This is a genomic window from Rhodococcus sp. p52 (genome assembly GCF_000763325.2).
Lineage (GTDB): Bacteria > Actinomycetota > Actinomycetes > Mycobacteriales > Mycobacteriaceae > Rhodococcus > Rhodococcus pyridinivorans.
The window spans coordinates 142,332-158,217 of sequence record NZ_CP016820.1; the positions used below are offsets into that span (position 1 = coordinate 142,332).

General features: G+C 65.9%; 13 protein-coding genes. 1 reads left to right on the top strand and 12 read right to left on the bottom strand.

Annotation, left to right across the window (positions count from 1 at the left end; all coding sequences use genetic code 11):
• Window positions 1-170 precede the first annotated feature (170 nt).
• From IM25_RS23490 to IM25_RS23535, 10 genes are all read right to left on the bottom strand, one after another.
• Window positions 171-2,297 carry a hypothetical protein gene (locus IM25_RS23490; protein WP_033098664.1) on the bottom strand — a complete coding sequence of 709 codons (2,127 nt, stop codon included), beginning with the start codon at window positions 2,295-2,297 and terminating at the stop codon, window positions 171-173.
• A gap of 2 nt (window positions 2,298-2,299) precedes the next feature.
• Complete coding sequence (locus IM25_RS23495) at window positions 2,300-3,052, bottom strand: hypothetical protein (RefSeq protein WP_033098663.1); 753 nt, start codon at window positions 3,050-3,052, stop codon at window positions 2,300-2,302.
• A gap of 33 nt (window positions 3,053-3,085) precedes the next feature.
• Window positions 3,086-3,403 (bottom strand): hypothetical protein, encoded by a 318-nt coding sequence (locus IM25_RS23500; protein WP_225623901.1) that lies wholly within the window; start codon window positions 3,401-3,403, stop codon window positions 3,086-3,088.
• Window positions 3,404-3,509: 106 nt separating this feature from the next.
• Window positions 3,510-5,024 (bottom strand): MinD/ParA family ATP-binding protein, encoded by a 1,515-nt coding sequence (locus IM25_RS27420; protein ID WP_033098677.1) that lies wholly within the window; start codon window positions 5,022-5,024, stop codon window positions 3,510-3,512.
• 10 nt (window positions 5,025-5,034) lie between these two features.
• A complete protein-coding gene (locus IM25_RS23510; protein ID WP_033098662.1) occupies window positions 5,035-5,634 on the bottom strand; it encodes a hypothetical protein in 600 nt (199 codons plus the stop codon).
• Window positions 5,631-6,275: a hypothetical protein gene (locus IM25_RS23515; RefSeq protein WP_033098661.1), complete on the bottom strand. Its 645-nt coding sequence runs from the start codon at window positions 6,273-6,275 to the stop codon at window positions 5,631-5,633. The genes IM25_RS23510 and IM25_RS23515 overlap by 4 nt, the downstream gene beginning before the upstream one ends.
• A gap of 66 nt (window positions 6,276-6,341) precedes the next feature.
• Complete coding sequence (locus IM25_RS23520; RefSeq protein ID WP_232333483.1) at window positions 6,342-7,946, bottom strand: peptidoglycan DD-metalloendopeptidase family protein; 1,605 nt, start codon at window positions 7,944-7,946, stop codon at window positions 6,342-6,344.
• 154 nt (window positions 7,947-8,100) lie between these two features.
• Window positions 8,101-10,044: a cutinase family protein gene (locus IM25_RS23525; RefSeq protein WP_232333484.1), complete on the bottom strand. Its 1,944-nt coding sequence runs from the start codon at window positions 10,042-10,044 to the stop codon at window positions 8,101-8,103.
• Window positions 10,045-10,076: 32 nt separating this feature from the next.
• A complete protein-coding gene (locus IM25_RS23530) occupies window positions 10,077-10,610 on the bottom strand; it encodes a hypothetical protein (protein ID WP_232333485.1) in 534 nt (177 codons plus the stop codon).
• A gap of 233 nt (window positions 10,611-10,843) precedes the next feature.
• Window positions 10,844-12,118 (bottom strand): hypothetical protein, encoded by a 1,275-nt coding sequence (locus IM25_RS23535; protein WP_033098658.1) that lies wholly within the window; start codon window positions 12,116-12,118, stop codon window positions 10,844-10,846.
• A 539-nt stretch (window positions 12,119-12,657) separates the two neighbouring features.
• Here IM25_RS23535 and IM25_RS23540 point away from each other — a divergent pair.
• Entirely contained in the window at window positions 12,658-13,104 is a 447-nt protein-coding gene (locus IM25_RS23540) for a helix-turn-helix transcriptional regulator (protein WP_033098657.1), read from the top strand.
• Window positions 13,105-13,321: 217 nt separating this feature from the next.
• On the opposite strand, the gene IM25_RS23545 is transcribed toward IM25_RS23540, so the two are convergent.
• A complete protein-coding gene (locus IM25_RS23545; protein ID WP_065996588.1) occupies window positions 13,322-14,374 on the bottom strand; it encodes a GAF domain-containing protein in 1,053 nt (350 codons plus the stop codon).
• A 73-nt stretch (window positions 14,375-14,447) separates the two neighbouring features.
• Entirely contained in the window at window positions 14,448-15,860 is a 1,413-nt protein-coding gene (locus IM25_RS23550; protein WP_065996589.1) for a cytochrome P450, read from the bottom strand.
• Window positions 15,861-15,886 lie beyond the last annotated feature (26 nt).

Here is a 15,886-nt window from a genome sequence, read left to right on the forward strand (position 1 = left end):
CGCGAGGACACCGGCGAGTGTCCAGATCGTCGATCCGAAGAAGACGAACAGGAACATCGAGACCATTAGCGCCGCTGAATAGGCGAACAGCACCGGTTCGGGAACGGGTATCAGTCCTCGGCGAGCGATTTCCGAGCCGAGGATCGAGGTGCGCTGCTCACTGTCACTCATCACTGATCTCCCATGTTGTCGGCTCGCTCGGGAGCGCTCTGCGCTGCCTGCGCCGCCTTGTTCAGTGCTGCACCGCCGACCGTTCCGGCTACTACCACCGCACCAACCCCGGCCGAGGCGGCCGTGCCGGAGACGCCCTTGGCTGCCCCCATGAGTTTGCGAGTGCTCGCCCCACCGTGCCCACCACCGCTATGACCTGCGGTAACACCCGAATGCTGGTGGGCGGTCGACCCGGCGGAACTATGGGACGTCGACCCGTTCGAGGTGGAAGCCACTCCCCCACCAACGCCCCCGCCGACAGGATGGGCGTGTGCCGCCCCTGCGGAGCGGGCCGCAGCGACCTCACCCCCGCCACCACCGCCGCGGGCCATCATCGCCATCTGCGCGGTCTGCAAAGTGCCGCCAAGCCCTTGTCCGGTCGCCGATCCGGTATCTCCGAAGCCTTCCGAATCTTCACTGGACGGCATGAACGGGGCGTACTTGAGCAGCGACCACGGAGCGAGCCCGACCAGTCCGATGCACACCGCCGACATCGCCAAGGCACCAAGCGATGCGAGGTCACCGTCGACGTAAGCCCTGGCGCTGCTGTCGATCAGCACCGTGGCCAAGAACCCCAGACCGAGGAAGATCACCGGCTTGGAAAACACGATCGAGATGAATACGAAGATCGGGCGCATCGCCTTCTTCCGCAGGTTCGGATGCACCCACAATCCGAACGCGACACCTGTCAGGCCGGCGAGGATCGGCAAGGCAGCGGCGTGCATCAACATGCCGAAGAACAACGCCAGCGACCCGAGAAACAACAACCCGAAGAACACGATGCCGGTCAGAGAGCCACCGACGACGGTGTCGCTCGTGATGCCTCCGAGCATTGCCGATACCGACACCACCGCCTGCTCCAAGTCCTGCTTGAGCAGTCCGGACAGGGAGGTGGTCAGTGCGTGCGAGAGCTGGACCAGCATTTCGGCGGCGGCCGGGGCGAACATCATCGACAGCACACCCAACGGGGCGTATCCGATCAGGCTGTGCGCCAGTTCCATTCGTGTCGATTTCTGTGCGGAGGTTCGGTAGATCGTGAACAGTGCGGTGATCGACATGACGAACACCCCGATTCCGCAACTGACCGCGTACCACCGCAGGAAACTTTCATCCCGCGGGTTGAACTCGTGGATGTTCGCCAAGCCCTCAAGGACCGAGGTGGTCAGCGATACCGCGCTTTCCTTGGTGCTGTTGGCCCAGTCGTCGATTACGCTGCCCGGATCCGCGATGAACGCGACTACATCACTGGCCTTGTCGACGGCCGCCATACCGAGGCCGACGCCGAGCTGGATCTGAAGGGGCGTGGCGGCCTTGAGGACCACACCGCCGACTCTGGCGAGATCGAGGAACCGGTCGGCGAAGTCCGTGTTCTGCTCTTTCCAGTTCCAGACGCCGCCGAACATCGCCCCCACTCGCGTGTTCCAGGCGCGGCACTGTACGAGTTCATCCGGCCCTGAAGTCTTGTCGCAGTCGAGGAAATAGGCCCTGTTGCAAAGCATCTCGTGATCGCTACACGGATTCTCGAAGATGTCGTCCGGCAGGTTGTCGACCCACTTTTGTTGCTTCATCACTGCGATCGAACCGGCGTCGGGTGCTGCCGCCCAGGTAAAGCCCCAGTGGTTCCCGCCCGGTTCGGACCACTTCGCCAGATCCGCAGCGCACACCTTGGCCGAGGGCGAGAACTCCGGATCGCCACCGGGGAAGGATGCCGGCCAGGTGGTCGGAGCCTTGCCATCGAGCACCGCTTGCTTCGCTTCGTCCTCTGAAACACCCATCAGTTCGGCGTACTGCGCGATGCGCTGCGTCACAGGGGACGCCCAGTAGAGAATTTGCTGGTCGAAGCGGAGGTACTGCGCGAGGTACTGCCCGAAGTCGCCACCCTTGTCCGCACACGCCGGATCGGTCGACCACCCGGCCGCCTCGAACTCCGGGTGACCGGGAAAGAACTCCTTGAGCTCGTCTGGCATCCCAGCAGGCCACCCTTCGGCAGCGCCACTGAGCGGCTGCGCCCACGCGGGAATCGCACTCGAGGCCAACGCGAGCACCGCCAGCAGCACCACAAGAAAAGTACGGACAAGGGATCGCATGATTACTCCACGAAGAAGGTGTAGAGGCCGTTCGCGCCGAACTCGGCGAGAGTGGAATCCCCTTCGGGGAACGAGACCTCTTCGGGCTCGGGACCGGACCGGAACGCCCAATCGACGGCCTTCCAATCCCCGTTCTCCCACTCCAAGGTCACCGTGGTCGTGGACCAAACCGTGAGGACGCTGACCTTGCCCGTGCCACTCAGATCGCTCTGGCTCGCCGAGACTGCCCACACCGACACCACCGCACGGTCATCCGAGTAGTCCGTGACGTTGACCAGGACCGGGATGTTGTTCATCACGGTGTTTTCGGAGTGCGAGACGTTGTCCTCGACAATGGCAATCAAAGCATCGCTAGCGCCGTCCCCGACAAGGTTGTTTTTCAGGTCGGCGGCGGTCACCCGGCCGAGGGCGATCTGGCTCACTGCCTGCACGAAGTTGGCGGCCGCGGTCTGTGCTCCGGCCTCGGTGTGGTCGTAGCCATGCGGAACACCGTTGGTGATCGAGGTGGGACCGTGCCCGGTCCGCACCGTGTCGGACTCCGAGCTACCGCCGCTCAACCCCGCGAGAATGCTCCCGAGGATCGTCACCACGAGCAGGATCACCAGGCCGTACTTGAACCATGTGGGCAGTCTGCCGAACGCTGCCTTCCATCCTTTGGTCTCTGCCGTCTTCGCCGAGGATGTCGGCGTCGGTGCTGCTGTTGCCGAGGGCGATTGCTGGGAGCCCGGCTTGATCGAGCTGAAATCTGGTGCCATCTGATTCTCCTAACAGTGCTGGTAGATCGGCTATCAGCCGTTGACGACGAACAAGATGGCGCCGACGATGATCCCGGCTCCGGCCACGCAACCGAACGCCACACCAGCGGTCTTGGCCGAATCCATCGAATCGCTCAATTCGCTCTGGTAGCCCCCGGCGCGAGCCTTACGGATCTTGTAGAGCGAAATGATCAGGTTGACTGCGGATACCGCCAGGACCGCACCCCAGATACCGCCCGCAATCCGCGACCAGGTGCTCTGGAACGTAGGACCGAACACCCCCAGGTCAGGGGAGATTCCGTCGAGTGGATTGTCGGTCTGAGCCGAGGCGGTACCGGCGGTGAGCAACACCGTGCCGATCGTGGCCGACAGCAGGGACGCAGCACGGGCCACGCTACGAGGTAGCGACCGCATCGAGGTATTGCGAGACATCACAGGGGTCCTTTCACACAGAAGGTCAGGCGTAGGGATCGAAGCTCGACGGCTTCGGTGGTTGCGGCCGTCGGGCCGGGGCCGGCGGTTGGTGCACCTCAGCAGCGGATTCGCTTGAGGAGTCCGGTTCGGGGGCCGCTTCCGCCGCCTCGGCGGTGGGCCGGTAGTCCAGGGGCAGGTCCCTGGCCGGGTCCGTCTCAGGCACCCGGACAGCAGGAGCGGCAGCGGGTTCCACTACCGGGGCCGGGGGCGGCTCAACTGCGGGAACCGACTCGGGAGCCGGGGCCGGCTGGCGCGCTACGAAGCTCGGAACGTCCGCCGCGAACGTCGGCGGAGCCGGTTCCGGGGCGACCGCCGGAGCCGGTACCCCCTGCTGCCGGAGTCCGGCCTGCCGCTCGACGATGGCCTCGGCCAGCGCATCGGTCACCATCGCCGCGACATTCGTCCACGCGATGATCGAACTCTGCGACAACGCCTCGAGCGTGATCCGCTCACCGGTGGCGAAGACCGGCTCGAACGGGACCCGAACGTAGGTCTGCACACCGAGAGAGTCGAACTCGTCGACAATCGCAGTTTCGAGGTTCGGATCGGACCCCGGCGTCGCGCACAGCAGCACGATCGCAGAGCGCACCAGATGCTCGAACCCCCGCTTACGGAGGCCGTCGAGCATCGCGTAGGCGTGCTGCGCCATGTCCCGGCGCATCGGCAGCGGCACCACCAGCACGTCGGCGTGGCGCACCGCCCACTGCCATGCCCCGGCCTGCGGAGTGGTGGCTGTGTCGATAATCAATAGGTCGCGATGGCGACGAAGCACCGCGCCCAACGCCGCGCACTCGTCCTCGCCGAGCATGTCGTCGTAGGAAGAATCGGTGTCCCCGGCCAGGATCTCGTCGTGGGTGGGCTGGAGCCGCAGATACGCCGCCAGCTCCCCCGCCTCGACGTCGGCCGACATCAGCCGCGATGCGTTGTCAAGGACATCCCACACCGTGCGTTCGATGGGTGCGGTGCGCGCTGCGCGAATGCCGAGGGTGCCGCCGGCCTCGCTCATATCCACCGCCACAACCCCGCGGCCGCGATGCTTACCGAGCATCGCTGCCAGCGCAATCGACGTCGGAGTTTTGCCGGCTCCGCCCTTGGTGTTGACCACAGCGACCGTGCCCGAACCCGGCAGCGTTCGCTGGATCGCTTCGACCGCCGCCCGGTGGCCGGTCTCTGCCGAGGCCGCCTTCGGGGCCAGTTTCGTTCCCAGAGCTGCATTGATCCGACCCCGCCAACCCCACTGAGCAGGCTGAGAAAGTGCCGGTGAGGCGGCCTCGTCGAACAGTGCGCCGTGCCCGGTGGACGGCATTGCTGTCGGCGCGATCGGCTCGTTGACGGCCGCGAGAGCATCTACTCCGACCCCGTACGGATCGGCGATGTCCTCGGTTACAGGCTCAGGAGCCGGGGCCGGTTCGGGTTCGACAGCGGGACGGTTCGGGCGTAGCCGCAGCCGACGCGGGTCGATGGTCGGTTCGTGGTTGTAGTCAGCAATGTCAGCCATCACGCTCACCTCACAGGGTGGTGACGGACGAAACGCGCCATCCGTCGCCGTTGTCGGTCAGCACCACGGCGACGTACTGCACGTCTGTGCCGATCTCGGTGCCGCTGGAATCGGTGACCGTGCTGGTCACCTCGTACATGCCGTGATACTTCGTCGCGGTATTGGCCTGTCCCTGGTTGGGGACCTCCACCGCCACGGCGGTGACCGTCGCGCCCTGCGACGCCCACTGTGCCCACTCACCGCTGGCCTTGACCGGGATCTGGACATCGGCGCGGACCTGCGCGTCGAGTTCGCCGGTCAGCACGCCCAGATCGGCGGCCCGCACCGGCGCGTCGTTGCGATTGGTGTCGGTACGGGTGTCATAGGAGAACCAGGTCTCGACGACCGTGCGGCCGAGCTCGCCCGGATCGGAGGTGTCCACACTCGGTGCCGTCGGAGCGGGGGTGGACTGCTCGGTGGGTGCAGCCGGTACGGTGGGAGGCCATGCCTCCGTCGACGACGGCTGTGCCGACGAGTTCGTAGTGCTCTGGTCCTGGTCGGTCTCGGAGCTGCATCCGGCCACCGTTAGGGCTCCGGCGAGGACACCGATCAGTGCCAGTCGGCGGATCATTCGGCCACCACCAGATCCGACAGGCGGATCGCCCGCCATTCGCCGTAGCCCGGTTCGAGGCACCACTGCTCGGCCGGATTCCCGGTCGGCGTCACCTCAAGATCGAGGATGACCTGCTTTTTTGCCGCGAGATCGGCCAGTTTTACCCCGTCGATGCGTTCACTGCTCACCCGCAGACGCAACCGAACCGCCTCGACCTCAAGGTGGTCGCGGACTTTCGCAGCGAGGAACACGGCTTTACCGGCGCTGGCTTCATCCGCCGAGTCCTGATCGCCGGGCCGGAAGATCCGATCGTCCTTGTGGAACGATCCGTACCAGGCGACATCGCTGGTGTCGGCATCGCCGACGACGGCGAACGAGCCACGTTCGTCGCCGGCCGAGGCCAAGGACACCACCGGAGCCGATGCGGCGGCCGCGGCCAGCTTTTCGGCCCGTTCACGCTGCTCGCGTTCTCGCAGGGCGTCGTAGTCCACATCGAACTGCTTGTAGAGCTCGCGCTTGATCTTCGGCCACTGGGTGCGCGTCATCAGGTTGTTCTCCGCAGCCCAAGCCCGCAGGTCCGAGGCCGTCATCGCCCGGACTGTCCGGGTCGATCCGAGGGTGCGGACGGCCGATTCCGCCTTGTCCCACTCTTCGCTCACGGTGTGGTGTTTCCTTCCTGGTGTGTCATCGTTTCCGATGTTCTGGCGTATGAAATCCGTTGTGCATCAGGTGAATCTGATGGCTCTGACATGTTTCGGGGGCGTCCATTCGGTGATCCGGACTTTCTCTCCGGACTGGGGTGCTTCGACAACTTTGTTGTCCCCCATCCAGATCCACACGTGGCCGGGGTAGGGCTGCACGATGTCTCCGGGTTGCAAGTCCGTCGCCTCGGTTACAGGCGTCCCTCGAGGATCGTTGACCTGAGCGGAGTCCTGGTGTGGCAGAACGATTCTTCCGTCCGTCGCCTGCGCCACCGCGTACACGACCAGGCCCGAGCAGTCGAAGCCGACCTTGTTGTGGTCGCCGTGCTCATCAGCGACACCGCCATCGGCGATGCCGCGAGTCGGTCCGGTGGCATCCCCGCCGCCCCAGGCGTAATCGGTGCCCAGCCATCCAAGTGCTGCATCGACCACCCGCGAACCACTCACCGACGGCGGCCGAGGCTGGTCGACACCGGCGAAGTCAGCGCGGCCGGCCAGGATATTGCGGACGTAGCTCGTGGTCTCCGCGTTGCCGCACACCCCGCCGGAAGCGAGTGTGTTGCCCGGCCCGCAGTTGTAGGCCGAGAGCATCAACTCGGTGCCGTCACCTGAGACTTTTCCCTCGCGGAGCCACTGCTGCGTCTGCTCCCACATCTGGCAGTCGTAGGCGGCCATCGCCATCACCGAGTCACCGATGGAATTCACGTCGGCCACGCCGTCACCGTCGTAGTCCTGGCCGATCGAGGCCCAGGTTGCGGGCATGAACTGCCCCGGTCCGCGTGCCCCCGCCGGAGACACCGGCGAGGAGGGACCGTAGCGGAACTGGTTCTCGGCGTAGAGCTGGGAGGCCAGCAAAGGAGCGTCGATCGCCTCGCAGGTCTGAGCCGCCTTGACGATCCACTCCCGGAACTCCTCGGGGACCGATCCCGGCGCGAGGGAGCGTCCGCCGGGGCGCGTCAGGCCGGTGCAACCGGCACCGAGCGGAGTCTCGGCCGCGACCAGCTGCACATTCGGCGAGGTCGGACGCTGTTGCGGGGCGTCGAGTTCAGCCGCATCGGCCAGCCACGGCATCGGGTCGATCGCAGATCCACCGTCGAGTCGGCCCCCGGGCCAGACCTCGAAATGCAGGTGCGGTCCGGTCGAACCTCCGGCGTTGCCGACCAGACCGATCAGATCCCCGGCGCGCACCTCGTCACCGACGGAGACGAGAACACCGTCCGGGAACATGTGCCCGTAGACCGTCGAAATGGTCGACCCGTCCGCGGTGGCCGAGTCGACGATGATCCAGTTGTCGAAACCGTTCTCATCGCTCGCGCCGGAATCTCCTGCTGCAACAACGATTCCGTCGATCGGTGCAGAGAAGGGTGTACCGATCGGCGCCGCCAGGTCGATGCCGTTGTGCGAGGTACCCCAGCGCGGGCCGAAACCGGAGGTGAACGTGTAGGTGCCGGTGACCATCGGCTGCACCTTCTTGCCGGTGGCAGCACGCAGACTGTTCGGTGACCGGGACACACCCTGCGTCGGCAGGCAGTTGTCCGGATCGGGATTGTCGCTGCCGCACATCACCAGCGCACCCATCAGGGCCACGACGCTGGCTGCCAGCGTAATTTTCGTCGTCGAAGAAGCCACGTTCTCACCCCCTTTGCATGAGTGCTTGTCGCTAGCCCGCCCAGGCCATGCACGTGAGTGACTTCGCATCCGCCCGCCCGAGGTCGGATGCCGCGTTAGTGGAAGGCTCCCGGTCCTGGCAGCGGCACCACCCGCTGACCAGGACCGCCCGGCCTCAGCCGATCGCCTTGGCGAAAACCTTCACCATCGTGTCGATCGCGTTGTCCCTCCCATCCGGGGACCAGCTCGGATACGCAATGTGCGAATTCGAGGCGTAGAAACTCGCCGCGGTGAATCCTTCGGCCACCAGCTGCCCCAGCTCGGCCGCACTGTCACTGCTCGCCAGCGTCATCACCGACTGGCCCAGGCCGGCCAGATCACTGTCCTGTGCCTGCACCGCCATCAGCGAGCCGATCGGATCGCCCGGATCGTGCAGTTGATCGGGACTCATCTTCTGGCCCGGGGTGAGCACGCCGAGAGCCACCTGCGCCAGCTCCACCGCCACCGGCATCAGCCGAGACAGCTCGAGCACGTTCCCGCTTTCGGCCACCGACCAGGCGATTTCCTGAATCTCACCGACATTGCGGGCCAAGCGGATCACATCGACGTTGCCGAGCAGATCAAGCACCAACGCGGCGATTGCGGCCGTGCCGGACGGGTCCGGAACCATCGCCACCAGCCGTGAGAGTGTCTTGAAATCCACCCCGGCAGCCATCTTCACCAGCGGGGAGAGCTGATTGTTCAGATCGCCCGCGACCGCGTGCGCCCCGTGCACATCGCCGGTGGCAATCTTGATCGGAAGCTGCTGCAACCCGGCCGCCACCGCCGGATAGTCGACCGAGGTCACGCCGGAGACGACGCCCAGCAGTTGATTGATGATCGTCGTCGGCTTGGCCACCGAAAGCACCTGCGTTGCCGTCCGCAACTCCACCGGACCCGAGGCCGCCAACGGCGACAGACCCGCGACCAGCGCATCTGCCGACCCTGCCAGCGTCGACACATCGACCGACTCACCCGAGGCCCGGGACTTGAGCAAGGCCGTGCTCACCCCGGTCACCGCTTCGGCGGCCGACAACACTGCCGGGACATCGACCTGCTCGAGCATGTCGAGCACGCCCGCCGTCGTCGCCTCCGGCGATCCCTCGGGAGCCGAGGTGAACGTCTCACGCGCGCCCGGATTGCTGTCGATCCACTCTCGCGCCTGGTCGACCGGCGTCAAAGTCTCCGACACCAGCCGCGCCTGCTGCGTCATGCGGGCGATGTTCGCCGCCGAGGTGATCGACGTCGGACCAGCGGCATCGAGCGACGACACCGACTGGGCCAGTTGCGAGGCTGCCCCGAACACCGCCGACAGATCCGCGTTGCGCCAGGTCCCCGGCGAGGACAGCTCATCGACCAAGGAGGATTGCGCCACTGTCGACGTGCCGGTGATCGTCGGAGTCTGGGGTGATGCAGTCGAGGCGAGTTCGGCAGAGACATCGACCGCTCCCGGCGGATTGGCGATGATCCGGCCCAGAGACGCCAGGAACGGCGTCGACTGACCATCGGTGTTGCAGTACGCATCGTCCGGGTGGCAGATGTCGAACACCTTGCCCGCGAGCTTGCCGAACCCTTCTGGGGCCGGCCCAGCGATGCCCTGACCGCTCAGGGGCGGGCCGATCAACGTTGCACCCTCGGTGCCCCGCTTCGGATTGGCGAGCAGAATCACCGCCTTGACCTGCTGCGGAGTGACGGGGCCGAGACCGTGGCCGATGTTGACGGCCAGATCGTTGCCGATCTGCGCGCCCTGGCTGTACCCGGCGATGAGGTACGTCGACGACGGGCACCGCTCCATCAACTCCGCTGCCGCTTTGTCGCCCCGCGACTTCGATTCGGCATAGGACGTGCCGTTGAAGAACGCCTCGCCCGGATACGGCACGTACACCACGTCGAGGTTCTTGCCGAACCGTTGCTCGAGTGCGTCACCGACCGCCGCGAGCATGCCCGTCGGCACGGTCGGATCAGCATGAGCGGACGTTTCCGTCGTGCCGGGAATCATCAGCGCGATCGTGCGCGCACACCCGTTCGTTTCCGCTGCATGAGCAACCGTCGGTGTGCTTACCGCGGCCGCGGTGGTCACTGCTGCCGCTGCCAGAGCGAGACTTGCTTTCCTCATGACCCGACCTCTTCGATGGAGCGGATCATCACTCGGCCGTCCTCTGCCGTGGTCGTTGTGATGCGCTGTTTGAACTCGTTGCGCCGATCCGGGCGGACCTCGGTGATCTGCGCGCTGTAGGTGTTCGGCCCGATGGCCGTGACTTCGAGGCAGTGCGTGGTCCCCAGCGGCACGGTGTCGATGCCCTGCTGGATCATTGCCGCGTCGGGCAACGGCGCATCAGGGGCCATCAACTCACGCACCGACTCACCCGAACGCAGCAGGTAATAGCGGTGTTCGAGCGCCGCGATCACCCCTTCGCCGGAGAGTTGGTCACCCTCGCCCGGTGAGCACGGGTCATCTGCCGCTGCCGCTGCCGCTGTCGGCGCCGCGGTTGCGGTGTCCGGGACCAGGCCACCGAAGTCCGTGTCGTCGTCACCGCCGCCGACGAGAGCGGTGATGCCCCAGCCGGCCAGTCCCACGACGCCCACGGCCACGAGACCGAGACCGGCGTAGGTCAGTCCCTTCCCGACAGGGCGACGCGTGCTCACCTGCGTGGTCGGGTGAGTGGCGCGGCGACCGGCATCGGCCGCCGCGACCACTCGAGACGCCGACTCACGGGCGGACGCGGTTCTCCCGGAGGAAAAGCGCTCTTCGGCCGCCGGTACCGACACCGGCACCGACTCCCGAACCATGCGGGTGCGAGGTGCGGTCGCATCGAGCACCCGAGGTGAGCCCGTTCGGTCGTTCCGCTTCATCGGTTCGTCTCCCTCTTCGACTGGACTCAGGCGTCGACTGCCGGAGCGGGCGCGCCGAGACCCAGACCGACCGCCTCGCTGACCAGGCGCGATGCCAGTCCCGGCGTCGCGTCGGTGAAGAACGAGTCGAGTGCCTGGTCGACCTGCTCGATGACCTGCTCACCGCCGGGCTGTGCCTGAACGAAGTTGCGGACCTGCTCATCGATCGCAGGTGCGGTCTCGGTGGCGAAGGTCTGCACAGCGTCGACCGCAGCCGCACCGATGGGATCCTCCGACCACTGCGCGAGCGTGGTGTCGACCTGTTCGGTGACCTGTTCGGCCTCGATGTCGGGCACCTCGGTTTCGATCGGCGTGGCATCCTCGCCCGCGCCGTAAGCCGTGCCGACCCCGTACCCGGCCAGACCGCCGCCGAGTGCGCCCAATCCACCACCGACCGCGCATCCGAGTCCGAATCCGGCCGCCGCACCAGCGGCGGTAGCGGCAACGCCCGAGGTCACGGGAGCAACCCCCGGAATCGGCAGAGGCACCATCGTGCCTGCTCCAGCCCCGACGATGCCCGCGACCGTGCTCACTGCCAGTGCGGTCGGGACACCAGCCGCGAGGCAGCCGGTGCCGAAGCCGGTCGCTGCACCTACGGCCGTGCCTGCGACCTGGGCCGAGGCGATCTTTTCGGCCTCTTCGGTCTCCATGCCGGTCGACCGGTGGTAGTCGGTGACCATCGCCTCGACCACTGCGGTCGTGCGGTTGGTCTTGTCGGCATCGACGTCCGAGACCCAGTTCGGCTGGTCGAAGATCACCCGGCCGAAACGCATCTTGTTGACCGGAGCCTCGATCGGCAGGGTCGGGCCTTCCACCACGACCGGCGCCTGCGGAGCAGGAACGCTGTAACCGGAGTAGCCGGAGTTGTCGCCGCCCGAATAGCCGTTGTACTGCGCCATCGACACACCGCCGCCGGTCTGCGGGTTGTAGGCGCGGGTGCCGCGGTTGTACTCGGCCGGAGGCGCTACCCAGAAGTTCTCGGCGGGCTGCGGATCAGGAGTCGAGGGTGCAGGAGCAGAAGTCGAGGGTGGCGTGGAGGTGATGCCCGCCTGCCCCCCACCGGACTGCGGCGGGGACGTGATCCCTGCCTGCCCGCCGCCGGAGTCGCCGGTCGGCGCTGCTGCTGCCGTCGGCGCAAAGGCAATGAGCAACCCGGCTGCCGCCGGTGCCAGAGTCGCGGTGCTGAGCACCGCACTGGTCGTTCGGCGGCGCCGGTGTCTGCCGGTGCCGGAAACCAGCTGATCTTCGTTGGATACGGACATGTGCCTCGCCTTTCCTGCGAATGAATCGAGTCCCGAATGCGTGAAGGACCTGAGCGAGACAGGGATCCGTCAGGGCCGAGAAGATCGGGTGGTCACCACAGGGAGGTAGTCCGCTTGTGCACGTGTCGGCAGCGCCGGCTAGGTGCGGGAACGCTGCCGTTGGCGCGCACAGTCGAGTAACGCCAGAACAGCAGCGCCCGACAAGGAAGTGGGCTCTCGTCCGCAGTGACCTGGTGCCCGAGCTTGCGTAGTCAGCCCGGACGGGTTGGTACGTAGGTGGTTCAACCCCGGATACGTGACACCGACGCCAATCACTGACACGTGTCCGGGGTTTCCCCTTTTTGCCGGTGGCTTCACCGTTTGCTCGCGCTGGTTGCCGGCCAGACGCTTCCCCTCGGCTCAGCCGATCGCTACCCCCTTCGCCACAAGATCCGTCGATGAAACTCTATTCCAGAAGACTACATCAAAATCTATTCCAGTGGAAGATGACGCAAGCCATTCTGTAGGGCACTGTTATGCCTCGTGGAAAGGTTTCGGGCATGACGAGACGGCCTCTTCGGGGATTCGACCGGGAGAGGCTGATCGAGCTGCGGACGAAGAAGGGTTACACCCGTGGCGACCTGGCGAGGTTCGCCGAAGTGAGCGTGGCCGCCGTGCGCGCCTGGGAATCCGGGCAAGCCACCCCGCAGGTGGACCGTCTGGCCCGTGTCACTGCCGCCCTCGACGTTCCGATGTCCGAGCTGGTGCGCATCCCCCCGCACGAGCGGTACCTGGGCGATCTGCGCGTCCAGGCCGGCCTGACCCAGCCCCAGCTGGCGCTGCAAGTCGGCATCTCCACGGCCTCGCTCAGCAGCCTCGAGCTGGGGGAAACATCGCTGCGCGAGCCGGTAGCCGACGGGCTCGCTCGAGCACTGGGAGTGGACACAGCAGAGATCCGTGCCGCCTACGAACGGACCCGAACCCGACCGCCGGGCGCACCCGTCTGACACGCGCCACACACTGTGTGCCGACGCACGACAAATACGGATCACCACGTCTGAACTCCCCCCGCGGAGATAGCAGCCCACCTCACGCAGGCCATGCGGAAGCGGCCGAAACCGGCTGTGCTACATCCGAGGCCGAGTGAACAGGCCCCGGGAAATCCCCACGGGCGGGGACGCGGAAGACAAATTACCAGATCACGCCCACGAGCCCGGGACCAACCTACCCGCCCGACGACCCCTGATCGGAGCCCTGAAAATTCTCTGTGGCCGAATCGAATTCGTCCGACATCGTTGAAATCTGAACAAGTACCAGACGGTCGCTGAGTGGACCGGGATACGGGCTGATCGACAATTGCGCTGCCCGCCATCCCGATTCGGAACGCAGACGAGCGCGGACACACCGAGCGGCGGTATCCCCCGAACGAAACGTTGCCAGCGCATCGGCCAGCACATGCCGGTCGTCGGGATGCACGATCTCGTTTCCGCTCTTGATATTTCTCCAGGCCACCCACGGCGGGGCATCGGGCAGCCACATCGTCAACACAGCGAGGTCGGCGGCGAAGACGCCGGTGTAGCCCCCCGCCGATCGCAGCATCTCCTGCATGCCCAGCTCACTCAACGTCGGCAACTCCGGCGTCGTCGTATCGGAGACGTCGTGCCACAGCAGCCGCAATCCCACGTTGCCCGGATCAGTGCGGCCCTTGCCCCAGCAATACCAGCGCATCACCCGACCATCGGCGTGCAGAACTGACATCGGAGCCTCCCACCGGCGACCGTGCACCGGGTCGATGCCCAGCTCGAACAACGACGCCGAATCGTCGAATTTCACCGCCTTGGCGATGTACTCCGCAGGAGTTCGCTCCGGAACGTGCTCTTCCGGAAGTACCCCGGACATCATCGATGCTTCGACCGTCTGGCCGATCATCATCCGCTTGAGACTCCACGCAATCCCCGCTGCGATCCGAGGCGGGGCGGGAACCCGGCCGGGCTCCCCCACCCACACCTGGACACCGTGCGCCTCCCCGCTCGGGCCGAGAACGGGCAGTGCCTCGATGTGAAACGCCTTCTGCGCCCCCTTGCGCGAGCGCAGATCGATCTTGATCGGCCGACGAGTGCGGATCACCTCGTCGATGATCGGCGTGACCGGAAGATCCGGGGCCGGCTGAACATGCCGGGTCACCGACGCCCAATCCTTGACTACGCCACCGCAGCTGACCACGGACATCTCGCCGTCGACCAACGTCTCGACCAGATGCCACTCGTTGAGAACCATTTACTTATAACCTTCCCCGAACTGTGGGCACAGTACTGCTGCCCAGGGGGAACCTACCTGTCGGCCGCACCCATCACCGACGCGAGAGCTTGACCTTCAACCCCCGCGGCTTGAGAGTGATCGCCTCATGCACGTCGAGCTCGTAACCCGGTTCCGGAGCGAAGTCGTACCGCCGGATCAGCGACGCGAGCGTGAGCACCGCCTCGTGCAGCGCGAACTGCCGACCGATACAGGCCCGGATGCCGGTGCCCCACGGTTTGAAGATGTGCGCCGGCCGTTCGCGCACGGCCGCGGGCTCGAACCGGTCCGGGTCGAACCGCTCGGGATCGTCGCCCCACAGCGGGTCGCGGTGCAGTTGCGGCAACAGCACGAACACCCACGAACCCTTCGGCAGCGTCCGTCCGCCGAGGGTGGTCTCACCGCGTACCTTGCGGAAATAACCCGGGGCGGCCGGCCACAACCGCAGCGTCTCGTCCACCACCCGCCGCACATACCGCAGCTTGGCGACCTGCTCGTACCCGATCCGGCCGTCGGCACCGACGACCTCGGTGATCTCGGCGCGTGCCTTCGCCACCACCTCGGGATGTCGGCTCAGGAAATGGACCGCGAACCCCAGGGTGGCCGCGGTGGTCTCGTTACCCGCGACCAGGAAGGTCAGCACCTGATTGCGGATCGATTCACGGTCGAGCTGCTCGCCGGTGTCGGGATCGACGGTGTGCATCATCAGGTCCAGCAGATCGCCGTGCTGCTCGCCGGAGCGCATCCGCTCCTCGACGATGCGATCGACCGTCTCCTGCATCAGCGCGATGTCGTGTTCATGCTGCTCCCTGGCACTGCGGCCGAACAGTGTCCGGAGGATGGGGATGTCGTTCGACGAACGGTTGATGTACTCGAGCGCCCGGCTCATCGCCGCGATGAACCGATCGGGTTCAGTGCGGCCGAACGAGTCGAAGTCGTAGCTGAAGCCGCACCGGCCGATGACGTCGAAGGTCAGCGACGTCATGCTCTTCGGCACGTCCACATACTCGCCGTCGGCCGCTGCGCTGTCCCAGCTGTCGACCAGTCGGTCGACGACCGTGAGCATCGAGTCGTGATAGCCACGCATCGCGGCCTGGCTGAAGCCAGGCCCGAGGATGTTGTGGGCTTTGCTCCAGTTCGGTTCGGAGTTGAACGCGGTGAACAGTCCGTCGCCGGCGATGACGCGAAGCTTGCGCAGCGGCTTGCCGAGGAACTTCGCCCACTTCTCCTCGTCGTTGACCTCCCGCACCAGATCGGCGCCCGAGACCACGATCAACCGGTGCTGCAGGATCTTGCGTTCGAAGATCCCACCGAGTTCCTGTGCCATCTGCATCTCACGCTGAACCGGCTTGGCCACGTCGATGCTGAGCAGATCACCCACCAGCGGCAGTCTCCATCGAGGTTGCGGGATCGGCTGGGAATCGGTGGTGGTCGCAGGGCTGCTCGTCGAAAGCTGCGGTGACGCCATTCGTGAGAGTGTGCCCCACTGGCTGT

Coding starts and splice junctions, on each gene's coding strand:
- IM25_RS23490 (WP_033098664.1), bottom strand. CDS start 2,297: ATGCGATCCCTTGTCCGTACTTTTCTTGTGGTGCTGCTGGCGGTGCTC.
- IM25_RS23510 (WP_033098662.1), bottom strand. CDS start 5,634: ATGATCCGCCGACTGGCACTGATCGGTGTCCTCGCCGGAGCCCTAACG.
- IM25_RS23550 (WP_065996589.1), bottom strand. CDS start 15,860: ATGGCGTCACCGCAGCTTTCGACGAGCAGCCCTGCGACCACCACCGAT.
- IM25_RS23540 (WP_033098657.1), top strand. CDS start 12,658: ATGACGAGACGGCCTCTTCGGGGATTCGACCGGGAGAGGCTGATCGAG.
- IM25_RS23545 (WP_065996588.1), bottom strand. CDS start 14,374: ATGGTTCTCAACGAGTGGCATCTGGTCGAGACGTTGGTCGACGGCGAG.
- IM25_RS27420 (WP_033098677.1), bottom strand. CDS start 5,024: ATGGCTGACATTGCTGACTACAACCACGAACCGACCATCGACCCGCGT.
- IM25_RS23535 (WP_033098658.1), bottom strand. CDS start 12,118: ATGTCCGTATCCAACGAAGATCAGCTGGTTTCCGGCACCGGCAGACAC.
- IM25_RS23495 (WP_033098663.1), bottom strand. CDS start 3,052: ATGGCACCAGATTTCAGCTCGATCAAGCCGGGCTCCCAGCAATCGCCC.